We start from the raw sequence: 16,847 nt of genomic DNA, 5'->3' as shown, positions 1-16,847 counted from the left end.
GTGATCCCACGCCCGGTATCTTGCTTGTTGTTGGACTCGCGGCTGGAACCGCTATCAATTATCTAACGTCGCTTATGCCACCCGTCCGATTCGCGGCTAAAGCCGCATGCCGTCATGAAGTGATCCATTATCGCCATATCTTCCACCGGCTGATCGTGGCTGAGCCACCAATGATTGATGTCCGGTAATTGCCGCTGTGTTTCGTCAAGTAAGTATAGGCCCACGCCGCGCCGGCGGGTCACCTGGCGTACCAGGGGCATCAGCAACCGGCCTTCGCCCCATTCTTTGTCGATGACCGCCTGCAAGGCGCCCAGTAGCCGATCGTTGAACTTGGCGGCGAAGACCTGATACGACGGGGAAAGTTTTGCTTCCAACGCGGCGATATCCTCATTCGGCCAGATTTTCGCCAGGTCGATTTTATCTTGTGCGGTGAAGCGTGAGAGCCGTTCAATTGTCAATTTCATGCGTGTCGTCACTTAATGCGCAAAAATATAATGTAGCGTATATGTTTATAAAACATTATCAAAATAGGGGATTACCAAAACTTGCCAAATGATTCTGTCCAATAACCAATCTCTCATTAAATAATCTCCCTGTTAACGATAAGCTGGAATAAGTCACTAAAAAAATGATTATATCAGGACGATAATACCATTATTTTGTTCTGCCGATGCAGGTTATTTCTTAAAGTATAAGTTGATTTACAGCATAATATTTCTGTTTAATAATATGAAAAATAAAAGCTTATTTGGGAACTCGCTTCAAAAAGGCTAACTCGTTATTACATATAATAAAAACTTCTGGTTACCGTCATTGTCCGGTTAAAAATCAGACAGCAAACACAATACAATAATCACGGAGAACATGTGGATGAATTTCAACAAAGGTAACACTTTGCTGGCCGGTTGTGTGGCCTTGGCGATGAGCCACGCCGCTTGGGCGCAGGATATCAAGGTGGCGATCGTCGGCGCGATGTCCGGACCGGTAGCCCAGTACGGCGATATGGAATTTACCGGCGCGCGTCAGGCCATTGCCGATATCAATGCCAAAGGGGGGGTCAAAGGCAACAAGCTGGTGGGCGTCGAATACGACGACGCCTGCGACCCTAAGCAGGCGGTGGCGGTGGCCAACAAGGTCATCAATGACGGCATCCGTTATGTCATAGGCCATCTTTGCTCTTCATCCACCCAGCCGGCTTCCGATATTTACGAAGACGAGGGCGTCATCATGATCACCCCGGCGGCCACCAATGCCGACCTGACCACCCGGGGCTACAAGATGATTTTGCGGACCACCGGCCTGGATTCGGACCAGGGACCGACCGCCGCCAAATATATTCTCAACGACATCAAACCGAAACGTATCGCCGTAGTGCATGATAAACAGCAATACGGCGAAGGGTTGGCGCGCGCCGTGCAAGACAGCCTGAAGAAAAACGGCGGCAATGTGGTCTTGTTCGAAGGCATCACCGCGGGTGATAAAGATTTTTCCACTTTGGTGGCCCGCCTGAAAAAAGATAACGTCGATTTTGTTTATTTCGGCGGCTATTACCCTGAAATGGGGCAGATCCTTCGCCAGTCGCGTCAGGCCGGACTGGATATCCAGTTTATGGGGCCGGAAGGGGTCGGCAATGCTTCATTGTCCAACATCGCCGGCGCGGCATCCGAAGGGATGTTGGTGACCTTGCCGAAACGCTATGACCAAGTGCCCGCCAACCAGCCTATCGTGAATGAATTCAAGGCCAGTAAGAAGGACTATACCGGGCCGTTCGTCTGGACGACCTACGCGGCGCTTCAGGCATTGACCACCGGTATGCAACAGGCGGGGATGGAGCCCGAGGACATCGCGAAGTATCTCAAAGCCCATACGGTAAATACTGTAATGGGGCCGTTGAGCTGGGATGAAAAGGGCGATCTGAAGGGATTCGAATTCGGTGTATTCAAATGGCATGCAGACGGCACTTCCACTCCAGTGAAGTAAGCCGCTTTCCCCCTGACTTGCAACACGCCGCCGGCCGGATTGACTCCCGGCTGCGGCGATAAAGGTTTATGGTATGTCCGAGCAGTTCCTCTATTTTATGCAGCAGTTGTTCAACGGCGTCACGTTGGGCAGCACCTATGCATTGATTGCCATTGGCTACACCATGGTCTACGGCATTATCGGCATGATCAATTTCGCCCACGGCGAAGTCTATATGATCGGCAGTTATGTCTCTTTCATCGTTATCGCCGCCTTGATGATGATGGGTGTCGACACAAACTGGCTATTGATTGGCGCCGGATTTATCGCGTCCATCTTCATCGCCAGCGCGTATGGCTGGAGTATAGAACGGGTGGCTTACAAACCGGTTCGTTCCTCCAAACGCCTGATCGCCTTGATTTCGGCCATCGGCATGTCGATCTTTTTGCAAAACTACGTCAGCCTGACCCAGGGATCGCGGGATTTGGCGCTGCCGACCCTGGTCAGCGGCCAATGGGTACTGGGGCAGCGCAACGGGTTCGTCACCAGTATCAGCACAATGCAACTGATTATCTGGGTCGTCACCTTCCTTGCCATGTTGGCGCTGACGGTATTTATCCGCTATTCGCGTATGGGACGGGCATGCCGCGCCTGCGCCGAAGATTTAAAAATGGCCAGCCTGCTTGGCATCAGTACCGATCGGGTGATCTCGCTGACCTTTGTGATAGGCGCGGCGATGGCGGCGGTGGCCGGGGTACTGCTGGGCCAATTCTACGGCGTCATCAACCCTTTTATCGGGTTCATGGCCGGGATGAAGGCGTTCACCGCGGCGGTACTGGGCGGCATCGGCAGTATCCCCGGCGCCATGCTCGGCGGTTTAATCCTGGGCGTGGCCGAATCGCTGACGTCGGCTTATCTGAGCAGCGAATATAAGGACGTGGTGTCGTTCGCTTTGCTTATCGTGGTATTGCTGGTACTGCCTACCGGAATTCTGGGCCGTCCGGAGGTGGAAAAAGTATGAAACTCGGTACGTTGCTGGGCGCTTTACTGTCCGCCCTGATGCTATTGGTACTGGCCTCGCTGATGATGGGCATGCAGCTCGGCCTGGACGGCACCCATCTGGTAGTGCATAACGCCGGCCAGGTCCGCTGGTTGTGGATTGGCGCCGGATGCGCCGTGGTTTTCCTGTTTCAGCTGCTGCGGCCGCTTTTTCAGCGCGGCCTGAAAAAAATCAGCGGTCCGTCCTGGGCGCTGCCGAGTTTCGACGGCTCCACGCCGCGGCAGAAGATGTTGGCGGCGCTGCTGATTCTGGCCGCCATCGCCTGGCCGTTTCTGGTCTCGCGCGGGTCGGTGGATATCGCGACCCTGACCATGATATACGTGATCTTGGGGCTGGGGTTGAACGTGGTGGTGGGGCTCTCCGGACTGCTCGTACTGGGGTATGGCGGATTTTATGCCATCGGCGCCTATACCTATGCCCTACTGGCCCATTATTACGGCTTGAGTTTCTGGGAGTGCCTGCCGCTCGCCGGGCTGGTATCGGCTGCTTTCGGTTTTCTGCTCGGGTTTCCGGTGCTCAGGCTGCGCGGCGACTACCTGGCGATCGTCACGCTGGGGTTTGGGGAGATCGTCCGGATCTTGTTATTGAACTTTACCGATCTGACCGGCGGTCCGAACGGCATCAGCCAGATCCCCAAACCGACATTCTTCGGCCTGGAGTTCAACCGCCAGGCGCGCGAGGGGGGCTGGGGATCGTTTCATCAGTTTTTCGGCATCAAGTACGATCCCAATGATCGGGTCATTTTCCTTTATATGGTGGCGTTGCTGCTGGTCGTACTGACGTTGTTTATTATCAACCGTCTGTTGCGAATGCCGCTGGGGAGGGCTTGGGAAGCGTTGCGCGAGGATGAAATCGCCTGTCGGTCACTGGGATTAAGCCCGACGCGCATCAAGTTGACCGCTTTTACCATTAGCGCGGCCTTCGCCGGTTTCGCCGGCACGCTATTCGCCGCCCGCCAGGGGTTTGTCTCGCCGGAATCGTTCACCTTCGTGGAATCCGCTTTCGTCCTGGCCATCGTGGTGCTGGGGGGAATGGGATCGCAGCTCGCGGTGGTGCTGGCGGCCATATTGCTGGTGGTGTCGCGCGAGCTTATGCGCGACCTCAACCAGTACAGTATGCTGTTACTGGGCGCGTTGATGGTATTGATGATGATATGGCGGCCGCAAGGGCTGTTGCCCATGAAACGCCCGCAAATCAAATTGGAAAACGGCAAAGGAGCGCAAGCATGACTGACGATGCTTCCCGGCCGTTGCTGTCCGTGCGCCAGCTCGCCATGCGTTTCGGGGGCTTGCTGGCGGTCAATCAGGTGGAACTGGATCTGTTCGCGGGCGAGATCGTATCGCTCATAGGCCCGAACGGCGCCGGCAAGACTACGGTATTCAATTGTCTGACCGGTTTCTACCGCCCCACCGGCGGTACCATATTGTTGCGCGATCAGCATTTGGAAGGCTTGCCGGGCCAAAAAATCGCCCGTATGGGCGTCGTGCGCACATTTCAGCATGTCCGCCTTTTCCGCGAGATGACGGTTATCGAAAATTTGCTGGTGGCGCAGCATCAGCATCTTAAAAACGGCGTATTCGCCGGTTTACTTAAAACCCGCGCCTTTCGCCAGGCCGAGGCCGACGCGCGGGATTTCGCCGCTTCCTGGCTTGCCCGCGTCGGGTTACTGGCGCTGGCCAATCGTCAGGCCGGTAATCTGGCGTATGGACAGCAACGCCGGCTGGAGATCGCCCGCTGCATGGTGACCCGTCCGTCGCTGTTGATGCTGGACGAGCCGGCCGCCGGCCTTAACCCTAACGAGACCGCCGAACTGAACGATTTGATCGCCGAATTGCGCGCCGAGCATCAGGTTTCGGTGTTACTGATCGAACACGATATGAAACTGGTCATGGGCATATCCGATCGCATCTACGTCGTCAATCAGGGCACCCCCCTGGCCAACGGCACTCCGGCCGAGATCCGCCGCAATCCCGACGTAATCCGGGCCTATCTGGGCGAGGCCTGATGACAGAGAGAACCAGACATGTTGTCATTTAACCAAGTATCGGCCCATTACGGTAAAATTCAGGCGCTGCATCAGGTCAGCCTGCATATCGAACAGGGCGAAATCGTGACGCTTATCGGCGCCAACGGCGCGGGTAAAACCACGCTGTTGGGCACCCTTTGCGGTGATCCCCGCGCCACTGAAGGACAAATTCTGTTCGACGGCAACGATATCACCCAATGGCCGACGGCGCGTATTACCCGCGCCACCATCGCCATCGTGCCGGAAGGGCGTCGGGTTTTTTCCCGCATGACGGTGGAGGAAAACCTGGCCATGGGGGGCTTTTTCGCCGATCGCCGGCAATACCAGCAGCGTATCCAGCGGGTGTTTGAACTGTTCCCGCGGCTAAAGGAACGCCGCCTTCAGCGCGCCGGCACCATGTCCGGCGGCGAACAGCAAATGCTGGCCATCGGCCGGGCGCTGATGAGCCAACCCAGATTACTGTTGCTGGACGAGCCTTCCCTGGGTCTGGCGCCGATTATCATTCAGCAGATCTTTGACACCATTGAGCAATTGCGCCAGGAAGGCGTGACCGTTTTTTTGGTGGAGCAGAATGCCAACCAGGCGTTGAAACTGGCCGATCGCGGCTACGTACTGGAAAACGGTCGGATTGTGCTGGAGGATACCGGCGCGGCGCTGTTATCCAACGAGGCGGTGCGTAACGCCTATCTGGGCGGGTAACCGGTCCATCACGGCAAGGCTTCCGGCGCAGGCGAGCCGCGCCTTGCGTCGGATATCGCCGGACTGCAAATGAGAGACAGGATGTCTCTCATTCCTTCGTCACGCATCGCTTGTCATCCCGCTGTCATCTCGCTGTTCTTTTTCTGTCATTTCCCCATGCCATGTTACAGACCACTGTTTTTTGGGTTTTCAGGAGATAGGCATGCTGCGGCAAAGTATACGTATAACCATGTTAAGTATTGCGCTGACGATGGCGTTCAGTACCGGCGCGCAAGCGGTAACCGACATCCCTTTCTGGCATTCCATGGACGGTGCCTTGGGCACTGAGGTGGACTCGCTGGCGGCGCGTTTTAACCAGTCCCAGTCGCAATACCGGGTGGTTCCCGTGTATAAGGGCAATTACGAACAAAGCCTGGCGGCGGGCATTGCCGCGTATCGCACCGGCAACGCGCCGGCCATCCTTCAGGTCTATGAGGTCGGCACCGCCACCATGATGGCCAGCAAGGCCATCAAACCGGTTTATCAAGTGTTTGATGAAGCGGGTATAAAAAACGATGAGTCGGCGTTTGTCCCCACCATATCCGGTTATTACAGCGACAGCAAAACCGGACACCTGCTCTCCCAGCCCTTCAATAGCTCCACGCCGGTACTCTATTACAATAAAGACGCATTCCGGAAAGCCGGACTGGACCCTGATAAAGCTCCCGCCACCTGGCAGGAACTGGCCGAGGATGCGGCCAAACTGCGCGCCAGCGGCATGAAGTGCGGTTACGCCAGCGGCTGGCAGGGCTGGATCCAGATTGAAAACTTCAGCGCCTGGCACGCGTTGCCGGTGGCCACCGAAAACAACGGCTTCGGCGGTCTCGACGCCAAACTGGTATTCAACGGCCCCGTTCAGGTCAAGCATATCCAGATGCTGGAAGATATGAACAAGAAAGGGGATTTTAGCTATTACGGCCGCAAGGACGAATCCACCGCCAAATTCTATGACGGCGAATGCGGTATGACCACGGCGTCATCCGGTTCGCTGGCCGATATCCGCCAGCACGCCACATTCCATTATGGCGTCGGCATGATGCCCTACGACGCGGATGTCAAAGGCGCGCCGCAAAACGCCATTATCGGCGGCGCCAGCCTGTGGGTCATGAACGGTAAAGACGCCAATACCTATAAAGGCGTAGCCGAATTCCTGCACTTCCTGACCGAACCGAACATCGCCGCCGAATGGCATCAAAAAACCGGTTACCTGCCCATTACCACCGCCGCATACGAGCTGACCAAATCCCAGGGTTACTATGCCAAGAACCCTGGAGCGGATATCGCCATCCGGCAGATGCTGAATAAGCCGCCGCTGCCTTTTACCAAAGGGTTACGCCTGGGCAACATGCCGCAGATTCGTACTGTGGTGGATGAAGAGCTGGAGCGGGTCTGGACGGGCAAGGCGACGCCGCAGGAAGCGTTGGATAACGCGGTAAAACGCGGCAATGCGTTATTGCGCCGCTTTGAGCAATCGGTACGCTAAACCGTATCGACCCCACCACGACGGCCCGCCGGCCAACCGCGCGGGTCGTTGCGCATTTTGTGGATGGCATCATTCATGGCTAATCAAACTCATCGCGGTTTCTCCGTCGGTTGGTTGCCTTACCTGTTGGTCTTGCCGCAACTGGCGATCACCGTGGTCTTTTTTCTCTGGCCGGCCGGCAAAGCGCTCTGGTATTCGGTCCAGCAGGTGGACCCCTTTGGCTTGTCCAGTACCTTTGTCGGCCTGGCCAACTTCATCCAACTGGCTCACGACGATTATTATCTGGCGTCATTCGAAACCACGTTGGTGTTCAGCGCGCTGGTGACCGGTATCGGTCTGGCGGTTTCGTTACTCTTGGCGGCGATGGCCGACCATGTCGTGCGCGCCAAACGCCTATATCAGACCCTGCTGTTGTTGCCCTACGCCATCGCGCCGGCGGTGGCGGCGGTGCTATGGATGTTCCTGTTTAATCCGGGCATGGGGCTTGTGAGCTTTTACCTCAACCGGATGGGCTATGTATGGAATCATGCGCAAAATAGCGGACAAGCCATGTTTCTGGTGGTGCTGATTTCGGTCTGGCAGCAGGTCAGCTACAATTTCCTGTTTTTTCTCGCCGCCTTGCAATCCATCCCGCGTTCGCTGGTGGAAGCGGCGGCTATCGACGGCGCCGGTCCGGTCCGGCGATTTTTCACCATCGTTTTACCCTTGATCTCGCCAGTGAGCTTTTTTCTGTTGGTGGTCAATCTGGTCTATGCCTTCTTCGACACCTTCCCGGTTATTGATGCGGCCACCGCCGGCGGTCCCGTGCAATCCACCACCACCCTTATCTATAAAATTTACCGTGAAGGCTTTGCCGGGCTGGATCTCGCCAATTCCGCGGCGCAATCGGTCGTGCTGATGATTTTGGTGATGATATTGACCGTCATCCAGTTCCGCTTTGTCGAACGCAAGGTACGCTATCAATGATTGAACAACGCCGCGGGCTGGATATCTTCAGCCATGTCATGCTGATCCTGGGCGTGGCCGTCATATTGCTGCCCTTGTATATCGCTGTGGTGGCGGCCACCCTCAATGATCAACAAATCTTCCAGGTACCGCTCGGGCTGGCGCCTGGCGGTCAGCTATGGCACAACCTTATCCATGTCTGGCGCCAGGGGGTAGGCCCCCAGGCCGTGCCGCTGAGCCGCCTGCTGTTCAATAGCCTGGTGATGGCGTTGGGCATCACCCTGGGCAAGATAGCCGTCTCCATCTTATCCGCCTATGCCATCGTCTATTTTCGTTTTCCCCTGCGCAGCCTGTTTTTCTGGTTAATATTCATTACCCTGATGCTGCCGGTGGAAGTACGTATTTTCCCCACGGTGGATGTTATCGCCCGCCTGCATTTGATGGACAGTTATACCGGTCTGACGCTACCGCTGATGGCATCGGCCACGGCGACATTCCTGTTTCGCCAGTTTTTTCTGACCATACCCCATGAGTTGCTTGAAGCGGCGCGTATCGACGGCGCCGGCCCATTGCGGTTTTTGTGGGACATACTGCTGCCGCTGTCGAAAACCAATCTGGCGGCGCTTTTTGTTATCACGTTTATCTACGGTTGGAATCAGTATTTATGGCCGATTCTGATCATTGATAACAGCGCCATGGGTACAGCGGTCGCGGGGGTGAGAAGCATGATCTCCCTTACCGACGGCACCACCCAGTGGAATGATGTGATGGCGGCGATGTTAATGACCATGTTGCCGCCGGTGGCAATCGTGTTGCTGATGCAACGTTGGTTTGTGCGCGGACTGGTTGACAGCGAGAAATAACCCCTTATGGCAAGCTTGAGCTTACGTTCAGTCGTCAAAAGCTATGACGGCGAAAATCAAATTATCGCGCCACTGGATCTGGATGTGGCCGACGGCGAATTCATCGTTTTAGTGGGACCGTCCGGCTGCGGTAAATCCACGTTGCTACGGATGGTTGCCGGCCTGGAAAGCGTCAGCGGCGGCGATATCTACATTGACGGCGAACGGATGACGGACCGCGAGCCTAAAGATCGCGGTATCGCGATGGTATTTCAGAATTATGCGTTGTATCCGCATATGAGCGTTTATGACAATATGGCCTACGGTTTGAAAATCCGCGGCTTTGGCAAAGCGCATATTCGCCGGCTGGTGGATAACGTGGCGCAGATCCTGGAGCTGGGCGAGCTGTTGCAACGTAAGCCACGGGAATTATCCGGCGGCCAGCGGCAACGGGTCGCCATGGGGAGGGCGCTGGTGCGTGAGCCGGCGGTATTTTTGTTCGATGAGCCGCTCTCGAACCTGGATGCGAAACTGCGTACCCAAATGCGGTTGGAATTGCAGATGTTACATCGCCGGCTGCGCACCACCAGTCTGTATGTCACTCATGACCAGGTCGAGGCCATGACGTTGGCGGAGCGGGTCATTGTGTTGAACAAAGGCCGGGTCGAGCAGATCGGCACGCCATCGGAGATTTATCGTCGTCCGGCATCGCTGTTTGTGGCCGGATTTATGGGATCGCCATCGATGAATTTGCTGCCCGGCCGTGTCAGCGACGACGGCATGAGTTTCGTGGTATGGCACGGACCGACTATTCCCGTAGCGGGTTTTGCCGCACAATGGCGCGGACGTGAGTTGACCGCGGGCATCCGTCCGGAGCATATTGAACAATCCAGGTCCGCAACATCGGGCGTGGCGCTGGAAATTTTAACGCTTGAGCAACTTGGCGCTGATAATCTGGTCCATGGACATTGGGGGGAAAGCGATGTCGTTATGCGGCTTCCCCATGACGACCTGCCGGCCGTGGGTACGATACTTTCGGTAATATGCCCGGCCAAGGCATGGCATTTTTTTGATCCGTTAAGCGGATCCCGGGTGGAAATATGACAAAAAACTGGCCTTATCCTACTGTCGTCGCCCATCGCGGCGGCGGCTCGCTGGCCCCTGAAAACACCCTGGCCGCCATCGATACCGGTGCGCGGCGCGGACTGAAAATGATTGAGGTGGATGCCAAGCTGTCCGCCGACGGCAAACTTTTCTTGCTGCATGACGACACGCTTGAACGGACCACCAATGGCCGCGGCGTCGCCGGTCTGCTCGATTGGCCCGCCTTATCCGGGCTGGACGCCGGCGGCTGGTTCGGCGACGCATTTGCCGGCGAGCCATTGCCGCTGCTGTCGGACGTGGCGGCGCGCTGCGCGCAATGTCAACTGGCGATAAACATCGAGATCAAGCCCACCACGGGCAGCGATGCCGAAACCGGTCGGGCGGTGGCTCTGGCGGCCCGCGAACTTTGGCGGGATCAAACGCCGCCGCTACTGTCCTCGTTTTCCATCACCGCCCTGGCCGCCGCCCTGCGCGCCGCGCCGGAATTACCACGGGGATTGCTGCTCGACGAATGGGACGAAAACTGGCCCAGGCTGGCGCAGCAACTCGATTGCAGCGCGTTGCATCTGAATCACGATATGCTGACTGAGGAACGGGTCACCAAAATCACCGACGCGGGTTTGCATATCCTGGCCTATACGGTCAATAGCCCATACCGCGCGCGCACTCTGCTGGGCTGGGGGGTCGACTCCATATGCACTGACCGCATCGATCTTATTGACGCCGAGTTCGCCGAAAACTAGCGCAATCCCTTACGGACGCCTGCCCCAGGCGGGGCGGTTTGAGACGGCGGCGCTCAGGGATTCTGCTGTTGTCCGGCGGACGGCGTGTTTTGCTGAACGCGCAGCCGATCGGTATTCAGTTGCGACTGTAATTGGTTGCGTTGCTGCTGGCGCTGGATGTCTTGTTGCATACGCAGCCGGGTCTGCTGCTGTTGCTCGTTATTTTGCATCTGTTGTTGTAAATGACTTTGCGCCGGCGTCGGCGTAAACGGCGGATAGGGCTGCGCGGACGTGGTGTTCTTGGCCAGGACGGGCGCTGCCATCGCCGCCAGCAATACCGGCAGCCATCGCCATAAGGTCATGTTCATTTTCGTCTCCTCAGTGTCGCTTACGGTTATTTTACGCGTAAATCGCCATAAGCGCAGGGCATGACCGCGCTAATTGCCACGCCGCTCGCAAACTCAAACAGCCCGATAACGCCGCCTGGCTATTTGGCCATTGTTAACAATGCGCCTTAAACGCGTGTGAAGGGCGCAAACCGCCTTGTTTGCTCAAAATACAATCAAATGTAAACCTACTTTGCGGAAAATATTTTCCGGCTATCGGTTAACATGGTTTTTTGGGGATAGCGGATTTGCAAACGTGCCATTACTTATCATTACCACTGTGTTGTGGGCTTTTTCTTTCAGCTTGATTGGCGAGTACCTGGCCGGCCGGGTGGATAGCTGGTTCTCGGTTTTGATCAGGTTGACATTGGCGGCCTTGGTTTTCCTGCCTTTCCTGCGTTGGCGCGGATACCGGGCGTCGCAACTGGCGGCGTATATGGCGGTGGGCGCCTGCCAGTTGGGGATCATGTATATGATAAGCTACCGGGCCTATTTGTATCTGACGGTGCCGGAATTTCTGCTGTTCACCGTGATGACGCCGCTTTATGTCACACTGCTCTATGATGTGCTGGCCCGGCGGCGGCCTCGCTGGGGCTATGTGCTGAGCGCCTTGCTGGCGGTGGTCGGCGCGGCGATTATCCGCTACGATCATGTCAGCGAGCATTTTTGGCGCGGATTAATATTGGTACAGGCGGCCAACCTGGTTTTTGCCATCGGCCAGGTCGGCTACAAGCGGTTAATGGAAATTTCGCCGATGCCGCAGCACACCGCCTTTTCCTGGTTCTACCTCGGTTCCTTTATCGTGGCCCTGATAGGCTTCGGCCTGTTTGGCAATGCGCGGCAACTGCCCACCACCGGTTTGCAATGGGGAATTTTGATTTGGCTGGGGGTGGCGGCTTCCGCCCTGGGGTATTTCATGTGGAATTACGGAGCGACCCAGGTGGATGCCGGTACGTTGGGCATCATGAATAATTTCCATGTCCCGGCCGGTTTGCTGGTCAATCTGGCGATATGGCAACAACAGCCGCACTGGCCGAGTTTTCTGCTCGGCGCGCTGGTGATTATGGCTTCGTTATGGGTGCATCGACGCTGGATCGTTGCGCGTCCCGCACAAAAGGCAAGTGGGCGCATGCATGCCGACGGGCCGAGCGAACAAACGCATCTATGACCGGTTGACGCTGCTCGCCATCACGCGACGCCGCGTAAAGCCGGCTCCACAGCCCTTCCCCGAGAGTTTTGGTGACGATTAGCCCCTGCGTCTCAAAGCTTTCCACCACCCAATGGGGCAGGGCGGCGATCCCCATGCCCGCCGAGACCATTTGGATGAGCAGTAACGTGTTATCCACGCTTTTCAGGGCCGGGCTGACGCCGGCCGGCTGCAAAAATTGCCGCCAGATATCCATGCGCTGGCGTTGCACCGGATATATCATCAGCACTTCGTCACTCAGATCCTCGGGCGCGATGCGCGCCTTGCGCGCCAAGGGATGCTCCGGCGCCAGTGCCAGCCTCACCTCAAAATCGAACATCGGCATATAAAACAACCCGCTGCGCGGCAAAATGTCCGATGTCAATACCAAATCCAGTTCCCCTTGCTGTAAGGCCGGCTGGGGATCGAAGGTCACCCCGGAACGGAAATCCACCCGTACCTCGGGCCATTGTTCCCGGAACTCGCTCAATGCCGGGGTCAGCCACTGAATGCAGCTATGGCATTCTATCGCCAGCCGGAGCATGGCCTGATGGGGTTCGAGGCAGTTTTGCAGCGCTTGCTGCACCTGCGGCAAAATGTGCTCGGCCAGTTGCAGCAGAATCTCCCCCTGCGGGGTAAAACGCAGCGGCTGACTTTTTCGGACAAACAGCCTGAAGCCCAACCGTTGCTCAAGATCGCTGAACTGATGGGACAATGCGGATTGAGTCTGGTGCAGTTGGGCGGAGGCGGCCGCCAGCGAACCGCTGTTCCGCAGGGCCTGCAAGGTTCGCAGATGTTTAAGTTCGATCATGAGGGTGCTTCACCTGGACGTGAATAATTTGCGCTTGTGAATAATACAGTACATGGTGAATATGGATGTGTAAACATCTGGACGTCCAAATGGGAGAAGGTAATGGCAATACTAAGTCACACACTGGGTTTTCCACGCGTCGGTCTGCACCGGGAGTTGAAAAAAGCGCAAGAAAGCTACTGGGCAGGCGAAATCTCGCAACAGGAATTACGGGCGGTGGGCCGCGAACTGCGCGCCCGGCACTGGCGTCAGCAACAGGACGCCGGCGTTGACCTCCTGCCGGTGGGTGATTTTGCCTGGTATGACCATGTCTTGACCACCAGCTTGATGCTGGATAATGTGCCGTCCCGGCATCGCCAGGGCGCCGATTCGATCGATTTGGACACCCTGTTTCGCATCGGCCGCGGCCGGGCGCCAAGCGGCGAACCGGCCGCGGCGGGGGAAATGACCAAATGGTTTAACACGAATTATCACTACATCGTGCCGGAATTCAGCCAAGGGCAATCCTTCCGCCTGGGGTGGACGCAATTGCTGGACGAAGTGGACGAGGCTCTGTCGCTGGGGCACCGCGTCAAGCCGGTGCTGCTCGGGCCGGTGACCTATCTCTGGTTGGGAAAAACCAAGGGCGAGCCGTTTGACAGGCTTTCGCTGCTGCATCGATTACTGCCGGTATATGCCCAGATCCTCGACGAATTGGCGCGTCGCGGTATCGAGTGGGTGCAAATCGACGAGCCGGCGCTGGTGCTGGAACTGCCCGAGGACTGGCGTAGGGCTTTCCGCACTGCCTATCAGGCGCTGCAAGGCCCGGTTAAGTTGTTGCTGACGACATATTTCGACAGCATCGATCATCATCTGGACCTGATCGGTTCATTGCCGGTACAGGGCCTGCATGTGGATTTGGTCGCCGGTCGGGATTGCCTCGCCGAATTGCGGCAAAAACTGCCGGCCGACTGGCTACTGTCGCTGGGCGTCATTAACGGCCGCAATGTCTGGCGGGCCGACCTCGGGGCCTGGTTCGAACGTTTGCGCGGCCTGGCCGATGAGCGTCCGCTCTGGTTGGGAACGTCCTGCTCCCTGCTGCACAGCCCTATTGATTTATCGACGGAAACCCGACTGGATGACGAAGTCGTCAGCTGGTTCGCCTTCGCCTTGCAAAAATGCGCCGAGCTTAGGTTACTGACGGCCGCCCTCAATAGCCCCGAAGAAGCGCCGTTGCGGCGGCAACTCATTGATTACAGCGCGCCGATCCGGGCCCGCCGCGATTCGCCGCGCGTCAACAATCCGCATGTGCAGCGGCGCCTGGCGCATGTCACGCCGGAAATGAGTTTACGCGATCAGCCGTACCGGCAACGGGCCGTCGTACAACGTCGGCGCTTTAATCTGCCGGCCTGGCCGACCACCACCATTGGTTCTTTTCCGCAGACCGCTGACATCCGCAGACTGCGTCTGGATTTTAAACGCGGCAGGCTGGACCGGGGCCGTTATCGCGACAGCATAAGCGAACACATCCGCCAGGCGGTGCTGGAACAGGAGCGGCTGGGGCTGGATGTGTTGGTTCATGGCGAAGCGGAACGCAACGACATGGTGGAATATTTCGGCGAACATCTGGATGGCTTCGTTTTCACGCAAAACGGCTGGGTACAAAGCTACGGTTCGCGCTGCGTCAAACCGCCAATCATTATCGGCGATATCAGCCGTCCAGCGCCGATTACCGTGGAATGGGCCAAATATGCGCAATCCCTGACGAAAAAACCAATGAAAGGCATGTTGACCGGCCCGGTGACGATTCTTTGCTGGTCGTTTCCCCGCGAAGACATCAGCCGAAAATCCATTGCCCAACAGATAGCCCTGGCGCTGCGCGACGAAGTGGTGGATCTGGAAAACGCCGGCATCGGCATCATCCAAATCGACGAACCCGCGTTGCGGGAAGGTTTGCCGTTGCGCCGTTCCGAATGGCGGGAATATCTTGAATGGGCGGTGGAAGCGTTCCGGTTGAATGCCGCCGCGGCAAGTGATGATACGCAAATCCATACCCATATGTGTTATTGCGAATTCAACGACATCATGGATTCCATTGCCGCGCTGGATGCGGATGTCATCACCATTGAAACTTCCCGCTCGGACATGGAATTGCTGGAAACTTTCCAGGCATTCGACTATCCCAACGAGATTGGGCCGGGTGTCTATGATATCCATTCCCCCAACGTGCCGAGCGAAGACTGGATCCTTGATTTGTTGCGTAAAGCGGCAGAGTGCATTCCAGCCGAGCGCTTATGGGTCAATCCCGATTGCGGCCTGAAAACCCGCGCCTGGCCGGAAACACGTCAATCTTTGCTGAATATGGTGAACGCCGCCAGACGGTTACGGGCCGAAAACGTGTAAAGGACGGCGCCACGCCGGCCGGTCCGGTCTGCGGGCGGGAATTACGCCCCGCCCGCGACGCCGTGCCGGGCAAGAAATCGCAGCATTTTCCCCCAGCCGTCCTTTGCCGAATCGGCATGATAATTGGGACGATAATCGGCGTTGAAGGCATGGCCGGCGTCGGGATAGACCACGATATCGGCATCGGCCTTGGCGGCTTGCAGCGCTTTGCGCATGGCATCGACATGTCCCGGGAGTATACCGGTATCCTGTCCGCCATACAGGCCCAGTACCGGCGCAACCAGCTCGTCCGCCACGTCCACCGGATGACGGGGGGTCGTCAGGGATTTTTCGCCCACCAGCTTGCCATACCAGGCCACCGCCGCTTTCAACTGGGGATTATGGGCCGCGTACAGCCAGGCTATCCGCCCGCCCCAGCAAAACCCGACGACCGCCAGACGCCGGCTGTCTCCGCCACGCCCTGCCGCCCAGTGCGCCGTATGATCCAAGTCGGCCAGAACTTGCGAATCCGGCACTTTGCTGACCAACTGCGCGAATAAAGTGGAAATGTCCTCGTAGGACGCGGGATTCCCCTGCCGGAAATAAAGCGCCGGCGCCACCGCGAGATAACCCTGTTTCGCCAGGCGACGACACAGGTCGCGGATATGTTCGTGTACGCCGAAAATTTCCTGAACCACAATAACAATAGGCAATGACGCCTGTTCCCCGGCGGGTTTGGCCATATACGCCGGCATCTCGTCGCTTTGCGAAGGGAGGGTGATATCGCCGGCAACCAGGCCGGAATCGTCTGTATGGATAGTGGTGGACGACGGTTCGCCGGCCGCTACGGCAAAGGCGACGGGCTTCTTATTCAACGCGAGGGTATCGTCGGTGTTCATTTAGAGGCCTTCTCCGTTTAGGATGATACTCGTCATACTTCAAGTTGCCTCTTTGTTGGCTGTACTCGCTCACCCCAGTCACATAGTGAGCTATGCTCCTGGGGACTCGCTCGCTTGCCGCCGCGATGCAACTCGACGTATTTAGAGTAAATACTCGTCATACTTCAAGTTGCCTCTTTGTTGGCTGCGTCGCACACTGGTCGCCGCAATGCAACCTGAAATCGTGGAGCATAACAAGATTATAGCTGAAGTTAACGGTTTGTGAATTGTTGCAAAATAATGCAACACTGGCAATGGGAACGCAACGCCAACCCCACATCACGAA

General features: G+C 56.9%; 16 protein-coding genes. 12 read left to right on the top strand and 4 right to left on the bottom strand.

All coding sequences use genetic code 11. From position 1 onward, the window contains the following. Positions 1-62: 62 nt before the first annotated feature. Positions 63-464: an aspartate 1-decarboxylase autocleavage activator PanM gene (gene panM, locus FCN80_RS06900; protein WP_136989341.1), complete on the bottom strand. Its 402-nt coding sequence runs from the start codon at positions 462-464 to the stop codon at positions 63-65. Positions 465-870: 406 nt separating this feature from the next. On the opposite strand from panM, the gene FCN80_RS06895 reads away from it, so the two are divergent. The 10 genes from FCN80_RS06895 to ugpQ all read left to right on the top strand — a co-directional run bounded on the left by FCN80_RS06895 (position 871) and on the right by ugpQ (position 10,900). Next, complete coding sequence (locus FCN80_RS06895; protein ID WP_136989339.1) at positions 871-1,980, top strand: branched-chain amino acid ABC transporter substrate-binding protein; 1,110 nt, start codon at positions 871-873, stop codon at positions 1,978-1,980. Between the two features lie 73 nt (positions 1,981-2,053). Then, complete coding sequence (gene livH, locus FCN80_RS06890) at positions 2,054-2,980, top strand: high-affinity branched-chain amino acid ABC transporter permease LivH (RefSeq protein ID WP_136989338.1); 927 nt, start codon at positions 2,054-2,056, stop codon at positions 2,978-2,980. Then, positions 2,977-4,248, top strand: a complete 1,272-nt coding sequence (locus FCN80_RS06885) for a high-affinity branched-chain amino acid ABC transporter permease LivM (RefSeq protein ID WP_136989337.1) — start codon at positions 2,977-2,979, stop codon at positions 4,246-4,248. The genes livH and FCN80_RS06885 overlap by 4 nt, the downstream gene beginning before the upstream one ends. After that, entirely contained in the window at positions 4,245-5,024 is a 780-nt protein-coding gene (gene livG, locus FCN80_RS06880; RefSeq protein ID WP_136989335.1) for a high-affinity branched-chain amino acid ABC transporter ATP-binding protein LivG, read from the top strand. The genes FCN80_RS06885 and livG overlap by 4 nt, the downstream gene beginning before the upstream one ends. Before the next feature lie 18 nt (positions 5,025-5,042). Next, positions 5,043-5,744, top strand: a complete 702-nt coding sequence (gene livF, locus FCN80_RS06875) for a high-affinity branched-chain amino acid ABC transporter ATP-binding protein LivF (RefSeq protein ID WP_136989333.1) — start codon at positions 5,043-5,045, stop codon at positions 5,742-5,744. 202 nt (positions 5,745-5,946) lie between these two features. After that, the gene (ugpB, locus tag FCN80_RS06870; protein ID WP_136989331.1) at positions 5,947-7,266 is read left to right on the top strand and encodes a sn-glycerol-3-phosphate ABC transporter substrate-binding protein UgpB; all 1,320 of its coding nucleotides are present in this window, start codon (positions 5,947-5,949) and stop codon (positions 7,264-7,266) included. A gap of 75 nt (positions 7,267-7,341) precedes the next feature. Further along, positions 7,342-8,232, top strand: a complete 891-nt coding sequence (ugpA, locus tag FCN80_RS06865; RefSeq protein ID WP_136989330.1) for a sn-glycerol-3-phosphate ABC transporter permease UgpA — start codon at positions 7,342-7,344, stop codon at positions 8,230-8,232. After that, positions 8,229-9,074, top strand: coding sequence for a sn-glycerol-3-phosphate ABC transporter permease UgpE (gene ugpE / locus FCN80_RS06860; protein ID WP_136989328.1), 846 nt, complete (start codon positions 8,229-8,231; stop codon positions 9,072-9,074). Before ugpA ends, ugpE begins: the two co-directional genes overlap by 4 nt. A 6-nt stretch (positions 9,075-9,080) precedes the next feature. Further along, a complete protein-coding gene (locus FCN80_RS06855; RefSeq protein WP_136989326.1) occupies positions 9,081-10,157 on the top strand; it encodes a sn-glycerol-3-phosphate import ATP-binding protein UgpC in 1,077 nt (358 codons plus the stop codon). After that, positions 10,154-10,900 (top strand): glycerophosphodiester phosphodiesterase, encoded by a 747-nt coding sequence (gene ugpQ / locus FCN80_RS06850; RefSeq protein WP_136989325.1) that lies wholly within the window; start codon positions 10,154-10,156, stop codon positions 10,898-10,900. The genes FCN80_RS06855 and ugpQ overlap by 4 nt, the downstream gene beginning before the upstream one ends. A gap of 53 nt (positions 10,901-10,953) precedes the next feature. Here the strand turns inward: ugpQ and FCN80_RS06845 are convergent, their stop codons facing one another. After that, the gene (locus FCN80_RS06845) at positions 10,954-11,247 is read right to left on the bottom strand and encodes a DUF2756 domain-containing protein (protein WP_136989323.1); all 294 of its coding nucleotides are present in this window, start codon (positions 11,245-11,247) and stop codon (positions 10,954-10,956) included. Positions 11,248-11,521: 274 nt separating this feature from the next. Here FCN80_RS06845 and FCN80_RS06840 point away from each other — a divergent pair, with 274 nt between their 5' ends. Next, on the top strand, positions 11,522-12,433 hold the full coding sequence (locus FCN80_RS06840; protein ID WP_136989321.1) for a carboxylate/amino acid/amine transporter: 912 nt from the start codon (positions 11,522-11,524) through the stop codon (positions 12,431-12,433). Here the strand turns inward: FCN80_RS06840 and metR are convergent. Continuing rightward, the gene (metR, locus tag FCN80_RS06835) at positions 12,327-13,262 is read right to left on the bottom strand and encodes an HTH-type transcriptional regulator MetR (protein ID WP_136989320.1); all 936 of its coding nucleotides are present in this window, start codon (positions 13,260-13,262) and stop codon (positions 12,327-12,329) included. The genes FCN80_RS06840 and metR overlap by 107 nt on opposite strands. A 102-nt stretch (positions 13,263-13,364) precedes the next feature. Between metR and metE the strand changes: the two genes are divergently transcribed. Next, on the top strand, positions 13,365-15,644 hold the full coding sequence (gene metE, locus FCN80_RS06830) for a 5-methyltetrahydropteroyltriglutamate--homocysteine S-methyltransferase (protein ID WP_136989318.1): 2,280 nt from the start codon (positions 13,365-13,367) through the stop codon (positions 15,642-15,644). A gap of 41 nt (positions 15,645-15,685) precedes the next feature. Here metE and FCN80_RS06825 read toward each other — a convergent pair whose 3' ends face one another. Continuing rightward, on the bottom strand, positions 15,686-16,522 hold the full coding sequence (locus tag FCN80_RS06825; RefSeq protein WP_136989317.1) for a dienelactone hydrolase family protein: 837 nt from the start codon (positions 16,520-16,522) through the stop codon (positions 15,686-15,688). Positions 16,523-16,847 lie beyond the last annotated feature (325 nt).

The organism is Martelella alba, assembly GCF_005217455.1.
Classification (GTDB): Bacteria; Pseudomonadota; Gammaproteobacteria; order Enterobacterales; family Enterobacteriaceae; genus Acerihabitans.
This window is presented reverse-complemented; position numbering and strand designations above follow the sequence as displayed.

Excerpts from the sequence above, each read along its gene's own strand:
- ugpQ (WP_136989325.1), top strand. The coding sequence starts at position 10,154 with ATGACAAAAAACTGGCCTTATCCTACTGTCGTCGCCCATCGCGGCGGC.
- panM (WP_136989341.1), bottom strand. The coding sequence starts at position 464 with ATGAAATTGACAATTGAACGGCTCTCACGCTTCACCGCACAAGATAAA.
- ugpE (WP_136989328.1), top strand. The coding sequence starts at position 8,229 with ATGATTGAACAACGCCGCGGGCTGGATATCTTCAGCCATGTCATGCTG.
- livH (WP_136989338.1), top strand. The coding sequence starts at position 2,054 with ATGTCCGAGCAGTTCCTCTATTTTATGCAGCAGTTGTTCAACGGCGTC.
- ugpA (WP_136989330.1), top strand. The coding sequence starts at position 7,342 with ATGGCTAATCAAACTCATCGCGGTTTCTCCGTCGGTTGGTTGCCTTAC.
- metR (WP_136989320.1), bottom strand. The coding sequence starts at position 13,262 with ATGATCGAACTTAAACATCTGCGAACCTTGCAGGCCCTGCGGAACAGC.
- FCN80_RS06825 (WP_136989317.1), bottom strand. The coding sequence starts at position 16,522 with ATGAACACCGACGATACCCTCGCGTTGAATAAGAAGCCCGTCGCCTTT.
- FCN80_RS06895 (WP_136989339.1), top strand. The coding sequence starts at position 871 with ATGAATTTCAACAAAGGTAACACTTTGCTGGCCGGTTGTGTGGCCTTG.
- ugpB (WP_136989331.1), top strand. The coding sequence starts at position 5,947 with ATGCTGCGGCAAAGTATACGTATAACCATGTTAAGTATTGCGCTGACG.
- livG (WP_136989335.1), top strand. The coding sequence starts at position 4,245 with ATGACTGACGATGCTTCCCGGCCGTTGCTGTCCGTGCGCCAGCTCGCC.
- FCN80_RS06885 (WP_136989337.1), top strand. The coding sequence starts at position 2,977 with ATGAAACTCGGTACGTTGCTGGGCGCTTTACTGTCCGCCCTGATGCTA.
- livF (WP_136989333.1), top strand. The coding sequence starts at position 5,043 with ATGTTGTCATTTAACCAAGTATCGGCCCATTACGGTAAAATTCAGGCG.
- FCN80_RS06845 (WP_136989323.1), bottom strand. The coding sequence starts at position 11,247 with ATGAACATGACCTTATGGCGATGGCTGCCGGTATTGCTGGCGGCGATG.
- metE (WP_136989318.1), top strand. The coding sequence starts at position 13,365 with ATGGCAATACTAAGTCACACACTGGGTTTTCCACGCGTCGGTCTGCAC.
- FCN80_RS06855 (WP_136989326.1), top strand. The coding sequence starts at position 9,081 with ATGGCAAGCTTGAGCTTACGTTCAGTCGTCAAAAGCTATGACGGCGAA.